This is a genomic window from Lacibacter sp. H407 (assembly GCF_037892605.1).
Lineage (GTDB): Bacteria > Bacteroidota > Bacteroidia > Chitinophagales > Chitinophagaceae > Lacibacter.
Genome location: NZ_JBBKTU010000001.1, coordinates 358,669 through 379,800 on the forward strand (window position 1 = coordinate 358,669; position 21,132 = coordinate 379,800).

Consider the following 21,132-nt stretch of genomic DNA (forward strand, 5'->3'; position numbering starts at 1 on the left):
TCTGCATTCCTCCACAAAGCCAGCCATTATAACCGACCTTAAACAACTTTCCACTTCCCACTTTCCACTTTCGACTTACGTTCTGCCTTAATGTCCTGATTTTCTGCCTCGCATGGTATTTGAAAATAGTTTATTCCAAACGATTTCCCTTAACTTCAAACCGGAAAAAAAACGATTATGGATTTGAATAAAGAATTTGAAAAATACGCCGTGAAACATCGTGGTATCTCCGGCGCCACATTGCATAATTATCAATCAGCTTTCAGTAACCCAACCAATCTTACGCCTTACATTATTGAAGAGCGTCCGTTGAACGTAGCCAGTATGGATGTGTTCTCACGACTCATGATGGATCGTATTATTTTTCTGGGTGAACCGATCAATGATTATGTAGCCAACATTGTAACTGCACAAATGTTGTTTTTAGAAAGTACCGATCGCACTCGTGATATACAGATGTACATCAACAGTCCCGGTGGAAGTATTTATGCAGGGCTTGGTATTTATGATACCATGCAATACATTACTCCCGACGTAAGCACGATCACCATTGGTATTGCTGCAAGTATGGGCGCTGTGTTAATGTGTGCCGGTACAAAAGGAAAACGTACTGCCTTAAAACATTCACGCATCATGTTACACCAACCGTATGGCGGTGCAGGTGGACAGGCTACCGACATTCAGATCATGGTGAATGAAGTAAAGAAACTCAAAGACGAACTCTATGAGATCATTGCTTACCACAGCGGTCAAACAATTGAAAAAGTAAAAGAAGACAGCGACCGTGATTTCTGGATGAAAGCCATCGAAGCAAAAGAATATGGATTGGTGGATGAAGTATTGGTAATGAATCCCCGCAAGACAAAAGAAAGCTAAACCTCAAAATCAAGTAAACTATGTATCAGCATAATTTAAAATTTCCGGTTCGTTTTGAAGACGAAGAAGAGGATGAACCAAAAGAAAATCCGTTAGAGAATTTTACTGCAGCAGCATTTGGTCCTTACAATAAAAAATTCTTAGAGCAACGCAAGATCTTTTTCTGGGGCGTTGTACACGATAACTCTGCGAAAGAGATCGTCAACAAATTATTGTATCTCGATGCTGTAAAGCCCGGTGAAGAAATTAAACTCTACATCAACAGCCCCGGTGGTGTCGTAACAAGTGGTATGGTTATTTATGATACCATGAAGTTGATCAGTTCACCTGTAAGCACCATTTGTATGGGTATGGCTGCATCAATGGGTTCTATCCTGTTAAGCGGCGGTACAAAAGGCAAGCGTTACATTTTCCCAAGTGGTGAAGTAATGATCCACCAGCCAAGTATTGGTGGTGCACAGGGTACCAGCGCTGACCTGGAGATCATCGCCAATCAAATTGCAAAAACAAAGGAGATGGGAGCAAAGATTTTAGCAGAAAACTGTGGCAAAACCATTGAGCAAGTGTTGAAAGATTTTGACCGTGATTACTGGATGGATGCCAAAGAAGCCGTTGATTATGGCATCGTTGATGGCATTCTCGATAAACTCTAACTCATCCGATCTAATCGCAAAAGGGATGGAATCTTGTAGTATTCCATCCCTTTTTCATCATAATACTACCTTAATTAAAAAGCATTGTTATCTTTGAGTTGGTTTTGTATTATCAAACCAACCTGAAAAATCCATTTCAAATGGCGAAAAACAACATGTTGCACTGTTCCTTTTGTGGCCGTAGCAGGGACGAAGTGAAGATCTTAATTGCGGGACAGGAAGGACATATCTGTGAAAACTGCGTAGAGCATGCACAGGAAATCATTGCTCAGGAATTATTACTGCGCAATGAAGCAACCACTTCCAACTTTAAACTGAATGTAAAAAAACCAGTGGAGATCAAACGCTTCCTGGATGAATATATCATTGGCCAGGATGAAGCTAAGAAAGTATTGGCCGTTGCTGTTTATAATCACTACAAACGTTTAAAGCAAAAAACAGAAAGCGAAATAGAAATTGAAAAGAGCAACATTGTAATGGTGGGTGAAACCGGTACCGGTAAAACATTACTCGCCAAAACAATTGCACGCTTACTCAATGTTCCGTTTGCCATTGTTGATGCAACCGTATTTACAGAAGCCGGTTATGTAGGTGAAGATGTGGAAAGCATTCTCACACGTTTGTTACAGGTTTGTAACTACGATGTAGCAGCAGCAGAAAAAGGAATTGTTTATATAGATGAGATCGATAAGATTGCACGTAAAGGCGATAACCCATCCATCACCCGTGATGTAAGTGGTGAAGGTGTGCAGCAAGGTATGTTGAAGTTGCTCGAAGGAACAGAAGTATTGGTTCCACCACAGGGCGGACGTAAACATCCGGAACAAAAACTCATCAAGATCAACACACAAAATATTCTCTTTATTTGCGGTGGTGCATTTGATGGTATTGACAGAGTGATTGCACGTCGTGTAAATACCAATGCCATTGGTTTCAATGTAAATAAAGAAGAACAGGAACACATGAAGAAGAACCTCCTGCAATATGTAAATGCACAGGATCTGAAATCATTTGGTTTGATTCCTGAGTTGCTGGGACGTTTACCAATTGTTACCTATCTCAATCCATTGGATGCAGAAACGCTCCGTGAAATTCTGGTAACACCAAAAAATGCACTCATCAAACAGTACCATAAATTATTCGACCTGGAAGGAATTGAATTACTGATCGATGAAGACGTATATGATTTCATGGTGGCGAAAGCAATGGAATACAAGCTCGGTGCAAGAGGACTACGCAGCATCTGTGAAAGTATTTTAACCGATGCCATGTTCGATCTGCCGGGCAGCGAGGAAAAACAATTCCATCTTACATTAGACTATGCTATGCATAAGTTTGATAAGAGTAAGCTGGGCTTGTTGAAAGTGGCATAAGCCTAACTACGAGGTAAGAAATACGAAGTACGAACGTGAACGATAGTTGAACCTGTTGAGTAAAGTCAACAGGTTTTTTATTTGAAGAAAATGATAGAGTCGCCGCTAACTAATTAAAATCTGCGTCATCAGTGACTCCATCCAACTTTAAACTTTTAACTTTCCACTTTAAACTTTAAGAAATGCAGGAACTCATCAACCGTTTAATGGCAGAAGGATTAACCGAACAGCAGGCATACAAATCCATTGAAGTGATCAAGAATTTTGCGAAGGAAAAATTTCCGGTATTCGGTGGAGCGATCGATAAACTGTTTAACAAGTACAGTCCGAAAGATGAAGACGATTTCTTAGACTAAGAAAGCCGCTTCAGTAAACTGAAACGGCTTTGCTTTCTCATGTTGATTTACGATCGACCTATTTTAATACTTCTCTGGCAATTACAATTTTTTGTATTTCACTGGTGCCTTCACCTATGGTGCAGAGTTTACTATCACGATAATATTTTTCTACCGGAAAATCTTTGGTGTAACCATAGCCGCCAAAAATTTGTACCGCATCATTACTTACTCTCACTGCTACTTCGCTTGCATAATATTTTGCCATGGCTCCGGCTTCGGTTACTTTTTCTCCACGGTTTTTCAAATCGGCTGCTTTCATGATCAACAACTCTGCCGCAGCAATTTCTGTTGCCATATCTGCCAACTTAAACGAAATACCTTGGAAGCTTGAAATCGGCTGATCGAATTGATAGCGTTCCTGCGAATATTGTAAAGCAGCTTCAAATGCACCTTTTGCAATACCTAATGAAAGAGCTGCAATAGAAATTCGTCCACCATCCAGAATTTTCAATGCCTGGCGAAACCCATCACCTACTTCACCAATTCTGTTTGCATCAGGAATGCGGCAATTATCAAAGATCATTTCTGATGTTTCGCTTGCACGCATGCCCAACTTATTTTCTTTCTTACCGGCTTTGAAACCGGCAGTACCTCTTTCAACTAAAAAAGCGGTGGAGTTGCCACTTGTTCTTGGTTCACCGGTGCGTGCAATTACAACAGCCAGTTCTGCACTTATGCCATGTGTGATCCAACATTTGGTACCATTCAAAATCCACTCATCCCCTTCCTTTACTGCGGTTGTTTGCATATTACCCGCATCACTACCGGTATTAGGTTCAGTTAAACCCCACGCACCGATCCACTCACCTGTTGCAAGTTTGGGTAAATATTTTTTCTTCTGTTCTCCGTTCGCACAATATAAAATATGACCGGTGCAAAGTGAATTATGAGCTGCAAGGCTTAAACCGATAGAACCACACACTTTTGCAGTTTCTACAATGGCCGCTACATACTCATTATAACTGAATCCACTCCCGCCATATTCTTCCGGAACAAAAATGCCCATCAAACCAAGCTTTCCCATTTCCTTCATCACATCGATTGGAAAATGCTGCGTTTCGTCCCACTCCATTACATGTGGTTTGATATGTTTGTGAGCGAAATCCTTTGCTACCTGTGCTACCTGCTGTGTTACTTCGTCTTGTATAAAATTCATTGTTCGTTTTAAGCTGTTCAAATAGGTTTTAAAATAAGTTGAGCCATGAACTGACCTACAACCAGTACCATGACTCAACTTTCTTACTTATAGCAATCAATCGAAACGGCAATGCAAATATAGGAATATTGCTAACATTTGTTAGTGGCAGTGCAAAAAAATATTTTTCCTCCTACCTGACCCTAAGATAGGGAGCAATTTTGTTGAATAACGGCGCATCAATGGCGCCTATTTTCCGGATATCATCTACGTCCGTAAAATCGCCATGTTCTTTTCGGTATTGAACGATGGCATTGGCAACAGCATAGGCAATATAAGGATGGGCTTTGAGTTCATCAATCGAAGCTTTGTTCAAATCAATTTGTTGTACAGATGAAGCATCAAAACGAAGCTGGGGTTTGATCTGTTGATAGACAGAATCGGGCAACCCAAATGTTTCCTTTACCTGTTCAACTGAAACAAAGCCGCCCAGCTTGGAACGGAAATTCACAATTCTGCGGGCATAACCGGAGCCAATGCCTTTGAGTCGTTTCCATTCGGCAGTATCGGCTGTGTTGATATCAACTGCAACAGCGGCATATTCCTTCCGTTCGATTTTAGGTTCTGTTGCAGCAGCAAAGCCCGATGTTTGTTCTTTTCGTTGCGATGCAATTTGAACATATGGTTTCAGCCGTTCATAATCGCCAGATCGAAGACCATAAATACGTTGCAGATCTTCCGCTTTAAAAAATTTTCCTCCTTTCGAACGATAGTTGAGGATGGTTTGAATGGTTTTATCACGAAGCCCCAATCGTTGCCATTCTGCTTCGCTTGCTGTATTGGGATCAAATGCAAACAGCACGGCATTTGATTGTTCGTTTCTGAATTTTTCGAATCGTGATTGTTTTGGTTGATAGAGATCGGCATCCGAATAAGAAGCAGTTCGTCTGTCTGATGACTCATTGACTACCTGCAATGCAGCAATTTCATTTTGCAGCGCTGTATCTACAACCAGTTCGATCTCATCTTTTACCAGGAAAGGAAACATGGTGGGTAATAAGGCAAACAATGCGGCAAGCGTACCAAGCAGCAATACTGCATTGCGTTCTTTTTTCGTGAAGGAAAAATATTCCTTCATCCATTTGGTTTGGGTAAACTGCATACCCTAAAAATAATCGTCCAAACAGAGAAATGAAATACTACAAAGCGGGTATAGCAGCCTGATAATTTACAAATTCAGTACTAATCCATCATAGCCTAAGTGTATACCTGAAGGTAATTCCTCATTAACAGATGCATGCAGGCCCAACTGATGGCTGATATGTGTGAAGTATGCTTCCGGCACCTGCAATTCCTGCACCAATGCAACGGCTTCTTCGAGATTATAATGGGAGATATGTTTTTCTTTTCGCAGCGCATTCAGCACCATTACTTTACTTCCTTTGATCTTTTCCTTTTCATCGGCCTCAATAAAATTGGCATCGGTAATGTAAGTGAACGGTCCAAACCGAAAACCCAGCACCGGCATTTTTAAATGCCATACAAGAACAGGTTCAATTGTAAGTTCGTTGATCGTAAAAGGTGCTTCTGTAATCGTATTGAGATTGATCTCGGGAACACCGGGATATTTGGTATCGGAAAATGCATAATAAAAATCACGACGTAAGGCTTCCTCCGTGAGATAATTACAGTACACTTCCATTGGCTTTTTGTTGATGTAATTAAAGGCACGTACATCATCCAAACCTGCCATGTGATCTTTATGTGGATGCGTGAAAATAATGGCGTCTACTTTCTTTACACCCAGTCGTAACATCTGGTAACGAAAATCGGGTGTGGTATCAACTACAATGGTGGTATCGGCTGTTTCAACCATGATACTGCTGCGCAGCCGGTTGTTTTTTGGATCGGAGGATGTACATACTTCACAATCGCATCCGATCATGGGCACTCCGCTACTGGTGCCTGTTCCGAGAAATGTTATTTTGATGGGAGGATAGGTCACGAAGTAAAATTAAAAATGAAAAATTGAAAATGAGCAATGAAAAAGTACTGGTTGTTGGGAGATAACTTCTTCATTTTTTAGTTCTCATTCATCATTTTTAATTATTCTTCTGTCGCTTTCGCCTTCGCTTCAGCAAGCGCCATTACTTCTTCATATAGCTTCTGGCTGTCGGCTGTTAATGCATCAAAGCTCACGTTCACTTGAGGAATAAGTTCGAGCAAGGTGTTGATGCGACTTTCCTGCAGTAAAAATTTATTGAGCACCACTACTTTTTTCTGCTCCAGAATACAATAGCCACTTTGAAATGTACCACGTTCGTAACGCACAACATAACCGCTCTGTTCAAGAACGTCTTCTAACTTATCTAATGTAGATTGATTGAACTTCATGCCACAATCCCTAAAGGGGTATTTAATTCGTTGCAAATTTACCTCTACCTCTGCTCATAACCTGTTTCAGTACAGAGGACTTTTCCACAGTCGTACATTCGTACTTCGTACTTCCTATTTCGTACATCCAGTTACTTGCTTGTCATCCTTACCACCGGTATGATCATTTCCTCCAGACTTACACCGCCGTGTTGAAACGTGTTACGGTAATAATTAGCGTAATAATTATAATTATTGGGGTAACAGAGATACACATCTTCTCTTGCAAAAATATACGATGAGTTAACGTTGGGCATTGGTAACCCTGCATCGGCAGGATCACGGAACGAAAGCACATCTTTTTGCTCGAAGTTGAGATTGCGTCCGTGTTTGTAACGGATGTTGGTCGTGGTTTCTTTATCGCCAATTACCTTGGCTGACTTTTGTACACGGATGCTGCCATGATCGGTTGCCATTACTATGTTGATCTTCTTGTCAGCAATTTTCCGCAACGCCTGGTAAAGCGGTGAATGTTCAAACCAGCTTACGGTGATGCTGCGATAACTTTTTTCATCGTTCGCCAGTTCCTTCAACACTTCCATTTCGGTACGTGCATGGCTGAGCATATCTACAAAATTGTACACGATCACATTAATATCATTTTGCAGCAGATTATGAATATTATTCACCAACTCCTGCCCTGCCTGGTGGTTCAGTACTTTCGTAAATGATACTTTGAGATCGCCTTTGCCGAGGCGTTTTAGTTGCTCCCTGAAAAACTCTTCTTCATGCAGATTTTTACCGCCTTCATCATTGTCATTTTTCCATTGCTTGGGAAATTTCTTTTCAATATCAACCGGCAGTAAACCGCTGAAAATAGCGTTACGGCTATATTGCGTAGCAGTAGGTAAAATTGCATAGAACGATTCTTCTTCAGCAATGCGAAAGCTTTCAGCAAATATGGGTTGTATTGCTTTCCACTGATCGAAGCGCAGATTATCGATCAGAATAAAAAACAACGGCACTCCTTTTTCAGCATGTGGTAATACTTTGAACTGAAACAACGTATGACTCATAATGGGCGCCTCAGCCTTTTTCGATTTTACCCATTCAGAATAATGCCGTGAAATGTATTTAAAGAATTCGTTATTGGCTTCGCTCTTTTGCTGTTGCAGCACTTCGCTCATTTCGGGGCTGTCGGCTTTACTCATTTCCAGTTCCCAATACACGAGTTTTTTGTAAATGTCCATCCACTCGTTAAAGTTGGGATTACTGTTGAGTGCCATGAAAAGGTTACGAAACTGCTGCTGGTAAGCCGAAGTTGTTTTTTCACTCACCAACCGTTTATTATCGATGATCTTTTTTAAGCTCAATAGTACCTGATTCGGATTTACGGGCTTTATGAGATAATCGCTGATCTGTGAACCAATGGCATCATCCATCAGGTTCTCGGTTTCATTTTTGGTGATGAGTACTACGGGAATGGATTGATTCACTTCCTTGATCTTAGTAAGTGTTTCAAGTCCGGTAATACCCGGCATGCTTTCATCCATCAACACCACATCCACCGGGTTTTCTTTTACATAATCTATGGCATCAAACCCATTAGTTAATGTATGTACTTCGTAGCCCTTATTTTCAAGAAATAATTTTTGTGATTGCAGACTTTCAATTTCATCATCTACCCAAAGAATTTTTGCTAATGCCATGCTTACAGTTTTAAAACAAAAGTTAAGCCCTCAAGGTACAAGTTTCAAGGCACAAGCCATTACCTTTGCACACTTGCCGTTTGGATATTTAACAGTTTACAAATGAAATGAGCCATAAAAATGAACGGGTAATTTACGCAATAGCGATGTTCGTTTTTATGGCGAATAACATGGGGGCAATAAAAAGCAACTATAAATAAGCACATGAAGTTCAGAAAAATAGTGAATGATCCGGTGCATGGTTTTATCACCTTCGATGATGTGCTGATCTACCGGGTTTTATCACATCCTTTTTACCAGCGTTTGCGCCGCATTCACCAAATGGCATTGGCACATCTTGTTTATCCGGGTGCTGTTCATTCCCGATTGCACCACAGCATGGGTGCATATCATTTAATGTGTCTTGCACTGACTGAGTTAAAAGGCAAAGGAGTTGAAATAACGGCCGAAGAAGAACAAGCAGCCAAATTAGCGATCCTGTTGCACGATGTGGGCCATGGTCCGTTCAGTCATGCATTGGAACATGTGTTGATCGAAGATGTGCACCACGAAGAAATATCGCTGCTCATATTTGAACATCTGAATCAAGAATTCAAAGGCGCTTTGGACATGGCCATCTCCATTTTCAAAGGAACTTACCCCAAACTGTTTTTGCATCAACTCATCAGCAGCCAGTTGGATGTTGACAGGATGGACTATTTAACACGTGACAGTTTTTATAGTGGCGTAAGTGAAGGAGTGATCGGGTACGATCGCATCATCAAAATGATGGTGGTGCACAACAATGAGTTGATGGTGGAAGAAAAGGCCGTGTACAGTATTGAAAAATTTTTAGTGGCCCGTCGCCTCATGTACTGGCAGGCTTATCTGCATAAAACCGTGTTGAGTGCAGAAAATATGCTGGTAAAAATTCTGGACCGGGCAAGAGTACTGGCGAAGAAAGAACCGGGTGCTTTTTCATCGAACCCAATTCTGGATGAATTTTTGCGGACAACACAATCGGCAACCTTTATCAAAAACAACCTGGCTAAGTTTTGTGAACTGGACGATTACGATGTGCTGGCTTCCATCAAAAAATGGATGCATCATCCCGATAAAGTGTTGAGCACACTCAGCCAATGGTTGTTAAACCGCAATATGCTTAAAACAAAATTGCAGATGCAGCCGTTTGATAGCAAAGAAATTGAACTGGTGCAGCGGAAAGCGAAAGAACAGTTGTCATTAACAGACGAGGAAGTGCCTTATTTTGTATTTAACGGGATTGCTGAAAACAGAATGTATAACCCGGGCAATGAGCATATCAACATTTTGTACAAGGACGGAACTGTAAAAGATATATCGGAAGTAGAATATGGACTGATTCACAAAGCCATTCACAGCCCGGTTCGAAAATTTTACCTTTGCCGACCTCCGTTTGCATAAAAAGCGGAGAAATGCCAGCATAAAGATTGTTTTGGAACGTTTTTGAAAGTAACTTTAAAATATTAAGACAGGATACATGGAGTTTTCCGCTTCGCAAATTGCACTCATCATTAATGGTTCGATAGAAGGCAACCCCAACGCAACAGTTCGTTCTTTCAGTAAAATTGAAGAAGCGGTTGACGGTCAGCTCGCCTTTTTAGCCAATCCCAAATACGAAGATTATTTATACAGCACCGGTGCTTCCATCATCATCATCAACCAATCGTTGGAGTTGCGGGAACCGGTAAAAGCGGCACTCATCCGTGTACCGGATGCATACAGCGCATTTGCTACCTTACTACAGGCCTATGAAAAGATCATGGAGCAGAAAATGGTGGGCATTCAGGAACCATCGTTTGTTGCCAAATCGGCCATCATTGAAGAAAGCGTTTTTGTAGGTGCGTTCACTTACATCGGCGAAAATGTAAAGCTGGGTAAGAATGTAAAAGTGCACCCCCATTGCTTCTTAGGCAATAATGTGGTGATTGGTGATAACAGCATTTTGCACGCCGGTGTAAAAATTTACCATGATTGTGTCGTTGGACAAAAAGTGATCATCCATGCCGGAACTGTTTTAGGAGGCGATGGATTTGGCTTTGCTCCACAGGCAGACGGAACCTACAAAAAAGTACCGCAAATCGGAAACGTATTGGTGGAAGATGAAGTGGAGATCGGGGCCAACTGCACTATCGACCGTGCAACGATGGGCTCAACCATTATTCATAAAGGTGCTAAACTCGATAACCTCATACAGATCGCTCATAATGTTGAAATAGGAACCTACACCGTTATTGCTGCTCAAACCGGCGTAAGCGGAAGTACCAAGATCGGCAACCGGGTAATGATCGGCGGACAGGCCGGCATTGTTGGCCATATTACTATTGCTGATGGAAGCCGCATCAACGCCCAAAGCGGTGTAAGTAAATCCATGAAGCTTCCCAACAGTGTTGTAACAGGCTCTCCCGCCTTCGATTATACCAGTACACTCCGGAGTCAGGCCATCTTCCGAAACCTCCCCGACCTGGAAAAACGGATCGCTGAACTGGAACTGTTGATCAAACAATTAATGGCTGAAAAAGAAAGTATTTAACTGGCCGTTACACGCTTACGAGCGTTTCACCTCTTTTTTATTACTTTCGTGCCCATGAATAACAGTAATGGCAGTAATGGCACCGAACATGCCAATCAACATACACTTGCTGAATCAATTACCATCTCTGGGGTAGGCATCCATACCGGCAAACCGGTTACGATGATCCTTGAGCCGGGCGAACCAAATACAGGTATCGTTTTTCAACGAACCGATCTGCCCAATCAACCAACTGTAAAGGCCGATGTGGACTTTGTTGTAGAGACCAACCGCAGCACGACATTGTCGCACAACGGTGCCGTTGTAAATACCGTTGAGCATTTGCTGGCAGCTTTTGTTGGCTGTGAGATCGATAATGCACTGGTAAAAATCGACGGACCTGAAATCCCCATCCTCGATGGAAGTTCACGCCCGTTTGTGGAAGCACTTGATAAAGCCGGCCGTAAAAAACAAGATGCCATCAAAACCTGGTTTACGATCGATCATAATATCTACTTCCTCGATGAAAATAAGAAAGTAGAAATGGTGGCAATGCCATCAACCGAATACCGCATCAACACATTAATTGATTTTAACTCGCCGGTATTGGGCACGCAACATGCTCAATTGCGAAATGTAAGTGAATTCAATACTGAAGTAGCTCCCTGTAGAACTTTTTCGTTTTTTCACGAACTGGAATACCTGCTCAAAAATAATCTCATCAAAGGCGGCGATTTGAACAACGCTATTGTTGTAGTTGATAAACCCGTAAGCGATGAACAATTAGAAACACTTTCTAAAGCATTTGGTAAAGAGAAATTTGCAATTACCAGTGAAGGTTACTTAAATAATCTTGAATTACGTTTTCCCAACGAACCGGCACGACACAAACTGCTGGATCTTGTTGGTGATCTGGCGTTGGTGGGCATGCCGTTCAAGGCACATATCATTGCCAACCGTCCCGGTCATGCGAGTAATGTAGAGTTTGCCCGGAAGATCAAAGAGCATATTAAAAAGAACCGTTTCAAAGTAAACGTACCTCCGTATTATCCGGAGAAACCACCGGTACATGATGTGGTGGAAATTGAAAAGATATTGCCGCACCGCTATCCATTTTTATTGGTTGATAAGATCATTGACCTTACAGATACTTATATTGTGGGAGTAAAGAATGTAACCTACAATGAACCCTTTTTCCAAGGGCATTTCCCCGGCAACTACGTGATGCCAGGTGTGTTACAGATCGAGGCATTGGCGCAATGCGGCGGTTTGCTGGCGATTCCAAAAAATACAGAAGATAAATACGATACTTACTTTTTGAAGGTAGATAATTGTAAATTCAAACAGAAAGTAGTACCCGGCGATACCTTAATTTTAAAAATGGAATTAAAAAATCCGATCAGAAGAGGTATTGTTGAAATGCGGGGAACCATCTTTGTGGGCAGCAAAGTGGTGTGTGAAGGCGACCTTACTGCTCAAATTGTAAAAAGAACAAAGAATGATTAGTAACCTTGCTCATATACACCCCAATGCTCAGATAGGCGCCAATGTAACCATTGATCCGTTTTCCGTTATTCACGACGATGTGGTAATTGGAGATGGTACGCATGTAATGAGCAACGTCACTATTTTCTCTTCTTCACGTATTGGAAAGAACTGCAGTATTTTTCCCGGCGCTGTGATCGGTGCTGTTCCGCAGGACCTGAAATACCGTGGCGAATACACACTTACAGAAATTGGCGATAATACCAGCATTCGTGAATGCGTAACCATTCATCGTGGCACAACCGATAAGAACACAACTAAAGTTGGCAGCAACTGTCTCATCATGGCCTATGCACATGTTGCACATGATTGTATGGTTGGCAACAATGTAATTCTTGCCAACTCAGTGCAGTTAGCAGGACATGTTACCATTGATGATTATGCTATTATTGGCGGTATGAGTGCAGCGCATCAATTTACACATATTGGAAAACACACGTACATCGCCGGCATGAGTGCTATCCGTAAGGATGTGCCACCGTATGTAAAAGCAGCACGTGAGCCATTAAGCTATGTGGGCATCAACAATGTGGGGTTAAGTCGCAGAGGTTACAGTAAAGAAACCATTGAAGAGATCTTTAAGATCTATCATATTCTTTTTGTAGAAAAGCATATTGTATCAAAAGCCGTTGAGCTGATCGAGCAAATGTTGCCAATTACTGAAACAAGAGATGAAATTCTTGGATTTATTAAGAAATCCGAGATCGGCGTCATCAAACGTAAATCACAAATCAGTGGCGATGAAGATATTGCTTTCTGATGCCGGTAAGCGATACAACAGAGAATGGATCTTTCGTCACTTTACTTACGAATTCACAAACGCTAATGCATATGCGATTACCGGGAACAATGGTTCGGGTAAATCAACATTGCTGCAGGTAATTGCCGGTGCCGTTCAACATTCAGAAGGCATAATTGATTTTTCCGATGCTGATAAAAAAATTGTACCCGAACATCACCATCAACATCTCGGCATTGCCGCTCCTTACCTGGAACTGCCGGAAGAAATGACCTTGCATGAATTTCTGTCGTTTCATCATTCATTCAAACCTTTTTTATCATCGTTGTCTGTTGACAGTATTATTCACTTGCTGGGTTTAGAGAAAGCAAAAGAAAAGCAACTCCGCAATTTCAGTAGTGGTATGAAACAACGGGTAAAACTGGCACAGGCCATATTGAGTGATGTACCTGTGGTATTACTCGACGAACCCTGCACCAATTTAGATGCAGATGGCATTTCATTATACCATCGATTGATCAACCAACATTGCAGCAACCGTTTGGTGATCGTAAGCAGTAATGATGAAGTGGAATACAACTTCTGCAATTACAAAGTCAGTATCATGGATTATAAACAATAAGCACATGTATTTCCATCATCTCAACTCCATTCCATCGAAAGAAATGTTCCCCGGTTATAACGGTAAGTTTGTGCACACCGGCACATCCACTGTTGCGTTTTGGGATATTACCGCCAACTCTCCTATCCCAGAGCATTCGCATGTTCATGAACAGATCATGCATGTAGTAGAAGGTGAATTTGAATTAACGGTTGATGGAACAACAGAAGTATTAACGGCCGGTGCTGTTGTAACCATTCCCGGAAATGTAAAACATGGCGGTCGATCACTTACCAATTGCAAAGTGATTGATGTGTTTATGCCGGAGAGAGAAGAATATAAATAATGCTTGGTTTTTACCTTACATTTTAAATTGCTGTTTTTTTACTCCGTAGGAGTCACCGGTTTATAGAATTCCCAATCACAAAGTGGCATAGCTCCGGAGGAGCTTCCTGTTTCTAAAAACATCTCTCACAATGGGTCCGGCTCCGTATGAGCCTCCTGTTACATCTCCAAAAATTCAAACAGGTATTGCTCCTCAAACGGGATTTGAAATTTATCAAGAAATGCAAGGTATTCCTGCTGAAATGTTTTCTTTTGATGATGTTGCTCCTGATTCATTACATATTTGGCAACTGTATCAATTTGCGAATGGCCATATGAAAATACACCGTATCCTTCCTGCCAATTAAACTTATGTTTCAGCCATGACTTGTCATTCAAAAAATCATTACTGGCAACTTTAATTTCTTTTACAAAGTCCGAGATCGACAACACCGGTTTAAACCCTACGAACAAATGTGCATGATCCGGCATACAATGAACGGCGATCATTTTTGCTTTTCGGTTTTGCACCAGGCCCGTCATGTATTTGTGTAATTCTTCTTTGTGCTCTTTTGGGATAAGACTTTGTCTGTGTTTAACAGCAAATACAAACTGGAGATAAATTTGGGAATAGGTATTTGGCATATAAATGTTTTTCAAATCAGGAGACTCCTATGGAGTCGTCTCACCGATAATAAATGTTCTAGAAACAGAATGTTCCTACTGAACGAATTATCGAAAACACTATTATCACCGAAACTGTTCTATTCTAGTAGAGTCGCCCCGTCAGCAGTTTTCCGTTAAAGAATTCAACACAGAGAATGCATAGCTCAGTATAAGCCTCTTGTTTCCCTACCCCCTGCTTGCAATCAACAAATTCAAATCGGTGTACTTCAGATCAAAACGTTGACTGAGATAAAAATTGGTGAGTGATCCTTTGAAAAGATAAATGCCATTGCGGATATTCAGTTTGTGCCAGAGTAATTTTTCCAATCCACCTTCATCGGCTATTTCGAGTAACAACGGCATCAATACATTGCTGATAGCGGTTGAGGCTGTACGTGCAAAACCGCTGGGAATATTCGGAACACAGTAATGGATAACGCCATGTTTGATAAAAATGGGACTTTCGTGACTGGTGACTTCACTCGTTTCAAAACAACCACCACGGTCAATACTAACGTCAACGATCACACTACCTGGCCGCATCTGTGCTACCATTTCGTCGGATACTACAATAGGACTTCGTGCACCACCAATGGATGATAACGCACCTACTGCCACATCACAAGTCTTCAATTGCTTCGCTAATATTTTCGGTTCAACAACGGATGTCCACATACGATGACCGATAGCCGTTTGCATTCGCTTCAGCTTATAAATATTATTATCAAACACCTTTACACTTCCACCCATGGCCAATGCAGTTCGGGCTGCATATTCACCCACAATACCGGCACCGATGATAATGACTTTTGTTGGCGGTATACCACTGATTCCACCCAGCAATACGCCCTTTCCGTTATTGAAACTGCTGAGGTATTGTCCGGCGATCAACATCACCGCACTGCCGGCAATTTCACTCATGCTCCGAACAATAGGGTTATGCCCGGAATCATCCTTTAAATTCTCAAACGATAAGGCCGTGATCCGTTTTTCCATCATCCCTTCCAGTATCTCCGGTTTCATCACCGCAATATGGATCGGCGAAATAATGGTTTGTCCGGCTTTCAGCAACTCCAGTTCTTCTTCACATACGGGTGCTGATTTGATGAGTATATCGCACTGATACACTTCCTTGCGGTCGTAAGCGATCTTTGCACCGGCTTCGCTATAATCTTTATCAGTAAAATGGGAACCCTCGCCAGCCAGGTATTCGATCATCACCCGATGACCATTGCTCACCAGCACACTTACGGCTTCGGGTGTAAGGGCGATCCGGTTTTCCTGAAACATTTGCTCACGGGGAATGCCAATAAACAATTGGGCTCCTTTCGGCTTAATATCTAATTTTTCTTCTAAGGTTTCGTAGCTGAACGATGCACTTACAATTGGTTTCGATAAAGCCATACAATCACTGCCTGGTTGATTTTTTAGAAAGTACTCAAATTACAAAACTACTTTGGAACTTGGATGGTTAATCTTCGGCTGTCGCTGTCAATTACCTCAAGATGAAGATAGACGGTATCGGGAGGAAAGAGGGCGGGCGTTTTGTCGGGCCATTCCACCAAACAAAGTTCATCGCTGTACAACACATCTTCTACACCTGCCTGAATAGCTTCATTTTCATCTTTGATCCGGTATAGATCGAGATGATAAATTGTTTGCCCCTCTTTTGTTTGGTATTGGTTGATGATGGAAAACGTAGGACTGCCTACCGCATCTTTCACCTCCAACACATCACACAACGCATGTATAAAAGTGGTTTTACCGCTGCCCATGGGCGCATCGAATGCCCATACTTTGTACTGTTTGCAAAGCTGCCAAACTTCTTTTGCTGTTGTATGAATTGTATGTTTTGTAAATGTGCGTTGCACTGTTAAAATGAATAGTGGTTGCAAAGATATTGATTGATGTGCTTTTACTTCCGTCGTAAATTTGTACTATGGAAACAGTGAATTGGAAAGTAGATGGAATGACCTGTACCAATTGCGCCCTCACCATTAATAAATTCCTGGAAAAAGAAGGAATGAAAAATGTGAAGGTGAATCCGGTAACAGGCGAAGTGATGTTTGATAGTGTTGATGGAAACGGAATCGATAAGATAGAAAAAGGGATCGAGTCGCTTGGCTATCAGGTGGCAGAAAAGAATGGTGTATCAACCAAACAAACAGATAAAGAGCCGATGAATAAATTTCTTCGGTATGTATTGCTGTGCGCTCCGTTTACATTGATCTTAATGCTCCATATGTTTGAAGGTTGGGTTCATTTGCATTGGCTGATGAATCCTTGGGTGCAGTTGGGTTTATGTTTACCGGTATATGTGATCGGGATGAGTTTTTTTGGACGAAGTGCCATTAAAAGTATCCGCAACGGAATGCCCAATATGAATGTATTGGTGGCAGTGGGCGCAACGGCCGCATTTGTATACAGTTTGTATGGTACACTTACAGGACAAGCCGAAGAGTACATGTTTTATGAAACGGCGGCAACAATCATTACACTTGTTTTCTTTGGTAACTATTTAGAAGATGCATCGGTGCAGCAAACACAACGGGCACTTAACAGTTTGGCAAAAAGCCAAAAGGTAATGGCCAATATGATTGCGTTTGACGATCAGCATCAGGAACAAATTTTTCCGGTTGAAAATACCGTGTTGCATGTAGGTGATCTCATCCTTATTAAAAGCGGCGAACAAATACCGGCCGATTGTAAAATATTATGGGGTGAAGCAACCGTAAATGAAGCAATTATTACCGGTGAGAGTTTACCTCTTACGAAAAAACAAAAAGATCAACTCATCGGTGGAAGTATATTGGTGGATGGTACTGTAAAAGCACAGGTAACTGCTGCTGCGAAGGATTCTGTACTGGCCAATATTGTAAACCTTGTGAAACAGGCACAGGGTGAAAAACCTCCTGTACAACAAATGGCCGATAAGATCAGCGCCATTTTTATTCCTGTTGTTTTAGGTATTGCAGTATTAACGCTTGCAGTGAACTGGATCATATTAAAAGAATTTACACCGGCGTTGATGCGGAGTATTGCTGTGTTGGTGATTGCTTGCCCGTGTGCAATGGGATTAGCTACACCTGCTGCAATTGCTGTGGGGTTAGGTCGTGCTGCAAAAAATGGTGTGCTGTTCCGCAATTCAAAAAGTTTAGAGCTGTTTAAAAATATTACACAGGTTGTATTCGATAAAACAGGAACGCTTACTACCGGAAAGTTTGTATTGGCCGATTATAAGATTGTGAATGATGAATGGGTAATGGGAAATACACAATTGGCAATGAGCAATAGTCAATCGTCAAACAACAGTTCAACCAATAATACTACGACTTCAACAGCGGAGTCTCCCACTCAACACTCACTACTCACCACTCACGAATTTCAACGTATCGTTTACTCATTGGAGAAATATTCCAATCATCCGATTGCAGCTTGTATTACCACTTCCTGGAAAACAAATAAAGATGAGCGATGGGCTTCCATTGAAGAGATCAAAGGATTCGGAATGAAAGCTGTAACAAAAGATGGTGTGGAATGGATCGCCGGTTCGTACAAAGCGGCTGCAAACCTTACAACCGACGAAACACACAATGTGTATGTATTACGAAACGGAGTCTTGATTGGATGGGTTGACGTGAAAGATGAAGTACGTGAAGAAGCTACCGGTATTATTCAATATCTGAAAAGCAAAAACATCAAAACCATTTTATTGAGTGGTGATCGGAAAGCAAAGTCCGAAGCGATTGCCAAACAGTTAGGGATAGACGAAGTTATTGCGGAGCAAACACCGGAGCAGAAACTCGCAACCATCGATCAATTGAGTAAAACAACTCCAACAGCAATGGTGGGCGATGGTATTAATGATGCACCTGCATTGGCAAAAGCAACCATTGGTATATCGTTGAGCGAAGCTTCGCAGGTGGCCATGCAAACAGCTGATGTGGTATTAATGAATCATGGATTAAAAAATCTGCCTCTTTCATTGGGCTTGGGAAAACATACGTTTCTAACAATCAAGCAGAATCTGTTCTGGGCATTCTTTTACAATATCATCGCTATTCCCGTTGCCGCTTTTGGTTTATTAACGCCCACGTTTGGTGCATTGGTGATGGGACTGAGTGATGTGGTATTAGCAATCAACAGTGTGCGGTTGTTTGTGAAGAAAGTGGTTTAACCACTTTTCTAAATACTGCCAATAAAGACTTCAAAAAAGTCAGGGAGATCGCATCGATCATCATTACTTTGTAGTGTTTCCAAATGGACAATTTAGAAAACATATTATCCCAATACTGGGGTTACGACAGCTTTCGCCCTTTACAGAAAGAGATTATTGAATCTGTACTTCAGGGGAAGGATACACTTGCCCTGCTACCAACCGGCGGCGGTAAAAGTATTTGCTATCAGGTACCTGCATTGGCAAAAGACGGAATGTGTATTGTAATATCGCCGTTGATCGCCTTAATGAAAGATCAGGTAGAAGCATTGCATCGAAAAGATATCAGGGCAGCAGCCATTTACACGGGAATGCCTTTCCCACAGGTAAAAGATATTTTACAAATGGCGGTGAATGATCAACTGAAGTTTCTTTATGTATCACCCGAACGGTTGGAAACAAAACTCTTCCTTGAATACTTGCCGGGTATGAATGTGCAACTGATTGCTGTGGATGAAGCGCATTGCATTTCACAATGGGGTTATGATTTCCGTCCGTCATATTTAAAAATAAAAGAACTACGTAGTGAGTTACGGAACGTTCCTCTGTTAGCAGTAACAGCATCTGCTACACCTGTTGTGCAGGACGATATCTGTAACCAACTTCAGTTTCGCAATCATCATATTTACAAAGGCTCTTTCCTGCGGCCGAATGTATCGTTCAGTGTGTTTAAAGTAGAAAGCCGCATCAATAAAATCATACAGATACTTTCGAATGTGCAGGGCTGTGCCATTGTGTATTGCAAGAGCCGGAAGATGACACAGGAGACCGCACAATTATTACAATTGCAGCATATTTCTGCCGACTATTATCATGCAGGTTTATCGAATGATGAGCGTAGTAAACGACAGGAAGCCTGGCTGCAAAACCAAACCCGGGTAATTGTTTGTACCAATGCATTTGGAATGGGAATCGACAAGCCTGATGTGCGTGTAGTAATTCATCATGACATGCCCGACTGTCTGGAGAATTACTACCAGGAAGCCGGACGTGCAGGGAGAGATGGACAAAAATCCTATGCCGTTTTATTGTACGAAGAAAAAGATCTCACAGACTTGGCCAATGCATCGGCGATTCGTTTTCCATCCATTGCTGAAGTAAAAAAAGTATATCAATGTTTGGTGAACTATTTGCAACTGCCGAGTGGAAGTGGTGAATTGATCTGGATGGATTTTGATCTGCAGGATTTTGTAAGAACGTTTAAACTGAACATGCATACAGCTGTGTATGCACTTAAAACACTGGAGCAGGAAGGCTGGATCAACTATGCTGAACAGATATTCTTGCCGGCGAAAGTTGTTTTCACCGCCAATAAAGATCGCATTGCTGAATTTGAACAACAGCATCCACAACTGGAGCCATTCATCAAAGCATTACTCCGCAACTATGGGGGCATCTTTGATATGGAATCGTTCATATCAGAAAAACAATTGGTGAGCATTGTAAAAACTGATCTTGAGATTGTGAAACAGGCATTGCTGCAATTACATCAGCACGGCATCATTCACTATTCGCCGCAAAAAGACAATGCTCAACTACAGTTCAGTGAAAACCGACCGGCAGTAGACGATCTGTTCATCAACCCGCATAACCGTTTGCAGCGTAAAGAGCAATTCGAATTAAGGGTAAAAGCGATGCTCAACTATGTAAACGATGAAAGCAGTTGCCGCAGCAAAATAATCGGTAATTACTTTGGCGATGCGGCCATTGTTGATTGCGGCGTATGCGATGTATGCTTACGCAAAAAAGGAAACGATCTTACTACCGCAGAGTTTGAACGAATCCGTTTGTTCTTAACAGAAAAAGCAAGCGGTAATGGTGTTGTACTTAAAGATCTGTTGACAAAAATGGGAAGTAAACAAAAAGAACGTGTTTGGAAAGTGATCGACCATTTGGTGGCGGAAGAAAAAATTACATTGAGCAAAGAAGGGTTGATGAAAATAAAATGAGCAAAAAAAGCACGCTGTTGGTACAACGTGCTTTCTTCTTTCAAT

The 21,132-nt window shown here is 41.6% G+C and carries 20 protein-coding genes; 12 read left to right on the top strand and 8 right to left on the bottom strand.

Annotated features, from left to right (window positions below):
- Positions 1–177: 177 nt before the first annotated feature.
- From WG989_RS01550 to WG989_RS01565, 4 genes are all read left to right on the top strand, one after another.
- Complete coding sequence (locus WG989_RS01550; protein WP_340426823.1) at positions 178–876, top strand: ClpP family protease; 699 nt, start codon at positions 178–180, stop codon at positions 874–876.
- Between the two features lie 20 nt (positions 877–896).
- The gene (locus tag WG989_RS01555) at positions 897–1,529 is read left to right on the top strand and encodes a ClpP family protease (protein WP_340426825.1); all 633 of its coding nucleotides are present in this window, start codon (positions 897–899) and stop codon (positions 1,527–1,529) included.
- A gap of 140 nt (positions 1,530–1,669) precedes the next feature.
- The gene (gene clpX / locus WG989_RS01560; RefSeq protein ID WP_340426826.1) at positions 1,670–2,902 is read left to right on the top strand and encodes an ATP-dependent Clp protease ATP-binding subunit ClpX; all 1,233 of its coding nucleotides are present in this window, start codon (positions 1,670–1,672) and stop codon (positions 2,900–2,902) included.
- Between the two features lie 182 nt (positions 2,903–3,084).
- Positions 3,085–3,258 (top strand): hypothetical protein, encoded by a 174-nt coding sequence (locus WG989_RS01565; protein ID WP_340426828.1) that lies wholly within the window; start codon positions 3,085–3,087, stop codon positions 3,256–3,258.
- Between the two features lie 58 nt (positions 3,259–3,316).
- Here the strand turns inward: WG989_RS01565 and WG989_RS01570 are convergent, their stop codons facing one another.
- The 5 genes from WG989_RS01570 to porX all read right to left on the bottom strand — a co-directional run bounded on the left by WG989_RS01570 (position 3,317) and on the right by porX (position 8,517).
- Positions 3,317–4,456 (bottom strand): acyl-CoA dehydrogenase family protein, encoded by a 1,140-nt coding sequence (locus WG989_RS01570; RefSeq protein WP_340426829.1) that lies wholly within the window; start codon positions 4,454–4,456, stop codon positions 3,317–3,319.
- A gap of 172 nt (positions 4,457–4,628) precedes the next feature.
- Positions 4,629–5,573 carry a ComEA family DNA-binding protein gene (locus tag WG989_RS01575; RefSeq protein ID WP_340426831.1) on the bottom strand — a complete coding sequence of 315 codons (945 nt, stop codon included), beginning with the start codon at positions 5,571–5,573 and terminating at the stop codon, positions 4,629–4,631.
- Positions 5,574–5,663: 90 nt separating this feature from the next.
- A complete protein-coding gene (locus WG989_RS01580; RefSeq protein ID WP_340426832.1) occupies positions 5,664–6,440 on the bottom strand; it encodes an MBL fold metallo-hydrolase in 777 nt (258 codons plus the stop codon).
- Positions 6,441–6,541: 101 nt separating this feature from the next.
- Positions 6,542–6,829, bottom strand: coding sequence for a hypothetical protein (locus WG989_RS01585; RefSeq protein ID WP_340426834.1), 288 nt, complete (start codon positions 6,827–6,829; stop codon positions 6,542–6,544).
- Positions 6,830–6,960: 131 nt separating this feature from the next.
- Positions 6,961–8,517 carry a T9SS response regulator signal transducer PorX gene (gene porX, locus WG989_RS01590; RefSeq protein WP_340426835.1) on the bottom strand — a complete coding sequence of 519 codons (1,557 nt, stop codon included), beginning with the start codon at positions 8,515–8,517 and terminating at the stop codon, positions 6,961–6,963.
- Between the two features lie 204 nt (positions 8,518–8,721).
- Here porX and WG989_RS01595 point away from each other — a divergent pair, with 204 nt between their 5' ends.
- From WG989_RS01595 to WG989_RS01620, 6 genes are all read left to right on the top strand, one after another.
- Positions 8,722–9,939 (top strand): HD domain-containing protein, encoded by a 1,218-nt coding sequence (locus WG989_RS01595; protein ID WP_340426836.1) that lies wholly within the window; start codon positions 8,722–8,724, stop codon positions 9,937–9,939.
- A gap of 76 nt (positions 9,940–10,015) precedes the next feature.
- Positions 10,016–11,068: a UDP-3-O-(3-hydroxymyristoyl)glucosamine N-acyltransferase gene (lpxD, locus tag WG989_RS01600; protein ID WP_340426837.1), complete on the top strand. Its 1,053-nt coding sequence runs from the start codon at positions 10,016–10,018 to the stop codon at positions 11,066–11,068.
- Between the two features lie 54 nt (positions 11,069–11,122).
- Positions 11,123–12,553 (top strand): bifunctional UDP-3-O-[3-hydroxymyristoyl] N-acetylglucosamine deacetylase/3-hydroxyacyl-ACP dehydratase, encoded by a 1,431-nt coding sequence (locus tag WG989_RS01605; protein ID WP_340426840.1) that lies wholly within the window; start codon positions 11,123–11,125, stop codon positions 12,551–12,553.
- The gene (gene lpxA / locus WG989_RS01610) at positions 12,546–13,352 is read left to right on the top strand and encodes an acyl-ACP--UDP-N-acetylglucosamine O-acyltransferase (RefSeq protein ID WP_340426841.1); all 807 of its coding nucleotides are present in this window, start codon (positions 12,546–12,548) and stop codon (positions 13,350–13,352) included. Before WG989_RS01605 ends, lpxA begins: the two co-directional genes overlap by 8 nt.
- The gene (locus WG989_RS01615; RefSeq protein ID WP_340426844.1) at positions 13,333–13,953 is read left to right on the top strand and encodes an ABC transporter ATP-binding protein; all 621 of its coding nucleotides are present in this window, start codon (positions 13,333–13,335) and stop codon (positions 13,951–13,953) included. The genes lpxA and WG989_RS01615 overlap by 20 nt, the downstream gene beginning before the upstream one ends.
- A gap of 4 nt (positions 13,954–13,957) precedes the next feature.
- Positions 13,958–14,278, top strand: coding sequence for a cupin domain-containing protein (locus WG989_RS01620; protein WP_340426846.1), 321 nt, complete (start codon positions 13,958–13,960; stop codon positions 14,276–14,278).
- Between the two features lie 158 nt (positions 14,279–14,436).
- Here the strand turns inward: WG989_RS01620 and tnpA are convergent, their stop codons facing one another.
- The 3 genes from tnpA to tsaE form a co-directional block, all read right to left on the bottom strand.
- Positions 14,437–14,901: an IS200/IS605 family transposase gene (gene tnpA, locus WG989_RS01625; protein ID WP_340426847.1), complete on the bottom strand. Its 465-nt coding sequence runs from the start codon at positions 14,899–14,901 to the stop codon at positions 14,437–14,439.
- Positions 14,902–15,108: 207 nt separating this feature from the next.
- Complete coding sequence (locus WG989_RS01630; RefSeq protein WP_340426848.1) at positions 15,109–16,326, bottom strand: alanine dehydrogenase; 1,218 nt, start codon at positions 16,324–16,326, stop codon at positions 15,109–15,111.
- Positions 16,327–16,373: 47 nt separating this feature from the next.
- Complete coding sequence (tsaE, locus tag WG989_RS01635; RefSeq protein ID WP_340426850.1) at positions 16,374–16,817, bottom strand: tRNA (adenosine(37)-N6)-threonylcarbamoyltransferase complex ATPase subunit type 1 TsaE; 444 nt, start codon at positions 16,815–16,817, stop codon at positions 16,374–16,376.
- A 44-nt stretch (positions 16,818–16,861) separates the two neighbouring features.
- Here tsaE and WG989_RS01640 point away from each other — a divergent pair, with 44 nt between their 5' ends.
- Positions 16,862–19,099: a heavy metal translocating P-type ATPase gene (locus WG989_RS01640; protein WP_340426851.1), complete on the top strand. Its 2,238-nt coding sequence runs from the start codon at positions 16,862–16,864 to the stop codon at positions 19,097–19,099.
- 83 nt (positions 19,100–19,182) lie between these two features.
- A complete protein-coding gene (locus tag WG989_RS01645; protein WP_340426853.1) occupies positions 19,183–21,087 on the top strand; it encodes a RecQ family ATP-dependent DNA helicase in 1,905 nt (634 codons plus the stop codon).
- The last annotated feature ends 45 nt before the right edge of the window (positions 21,088–21,132 follow it).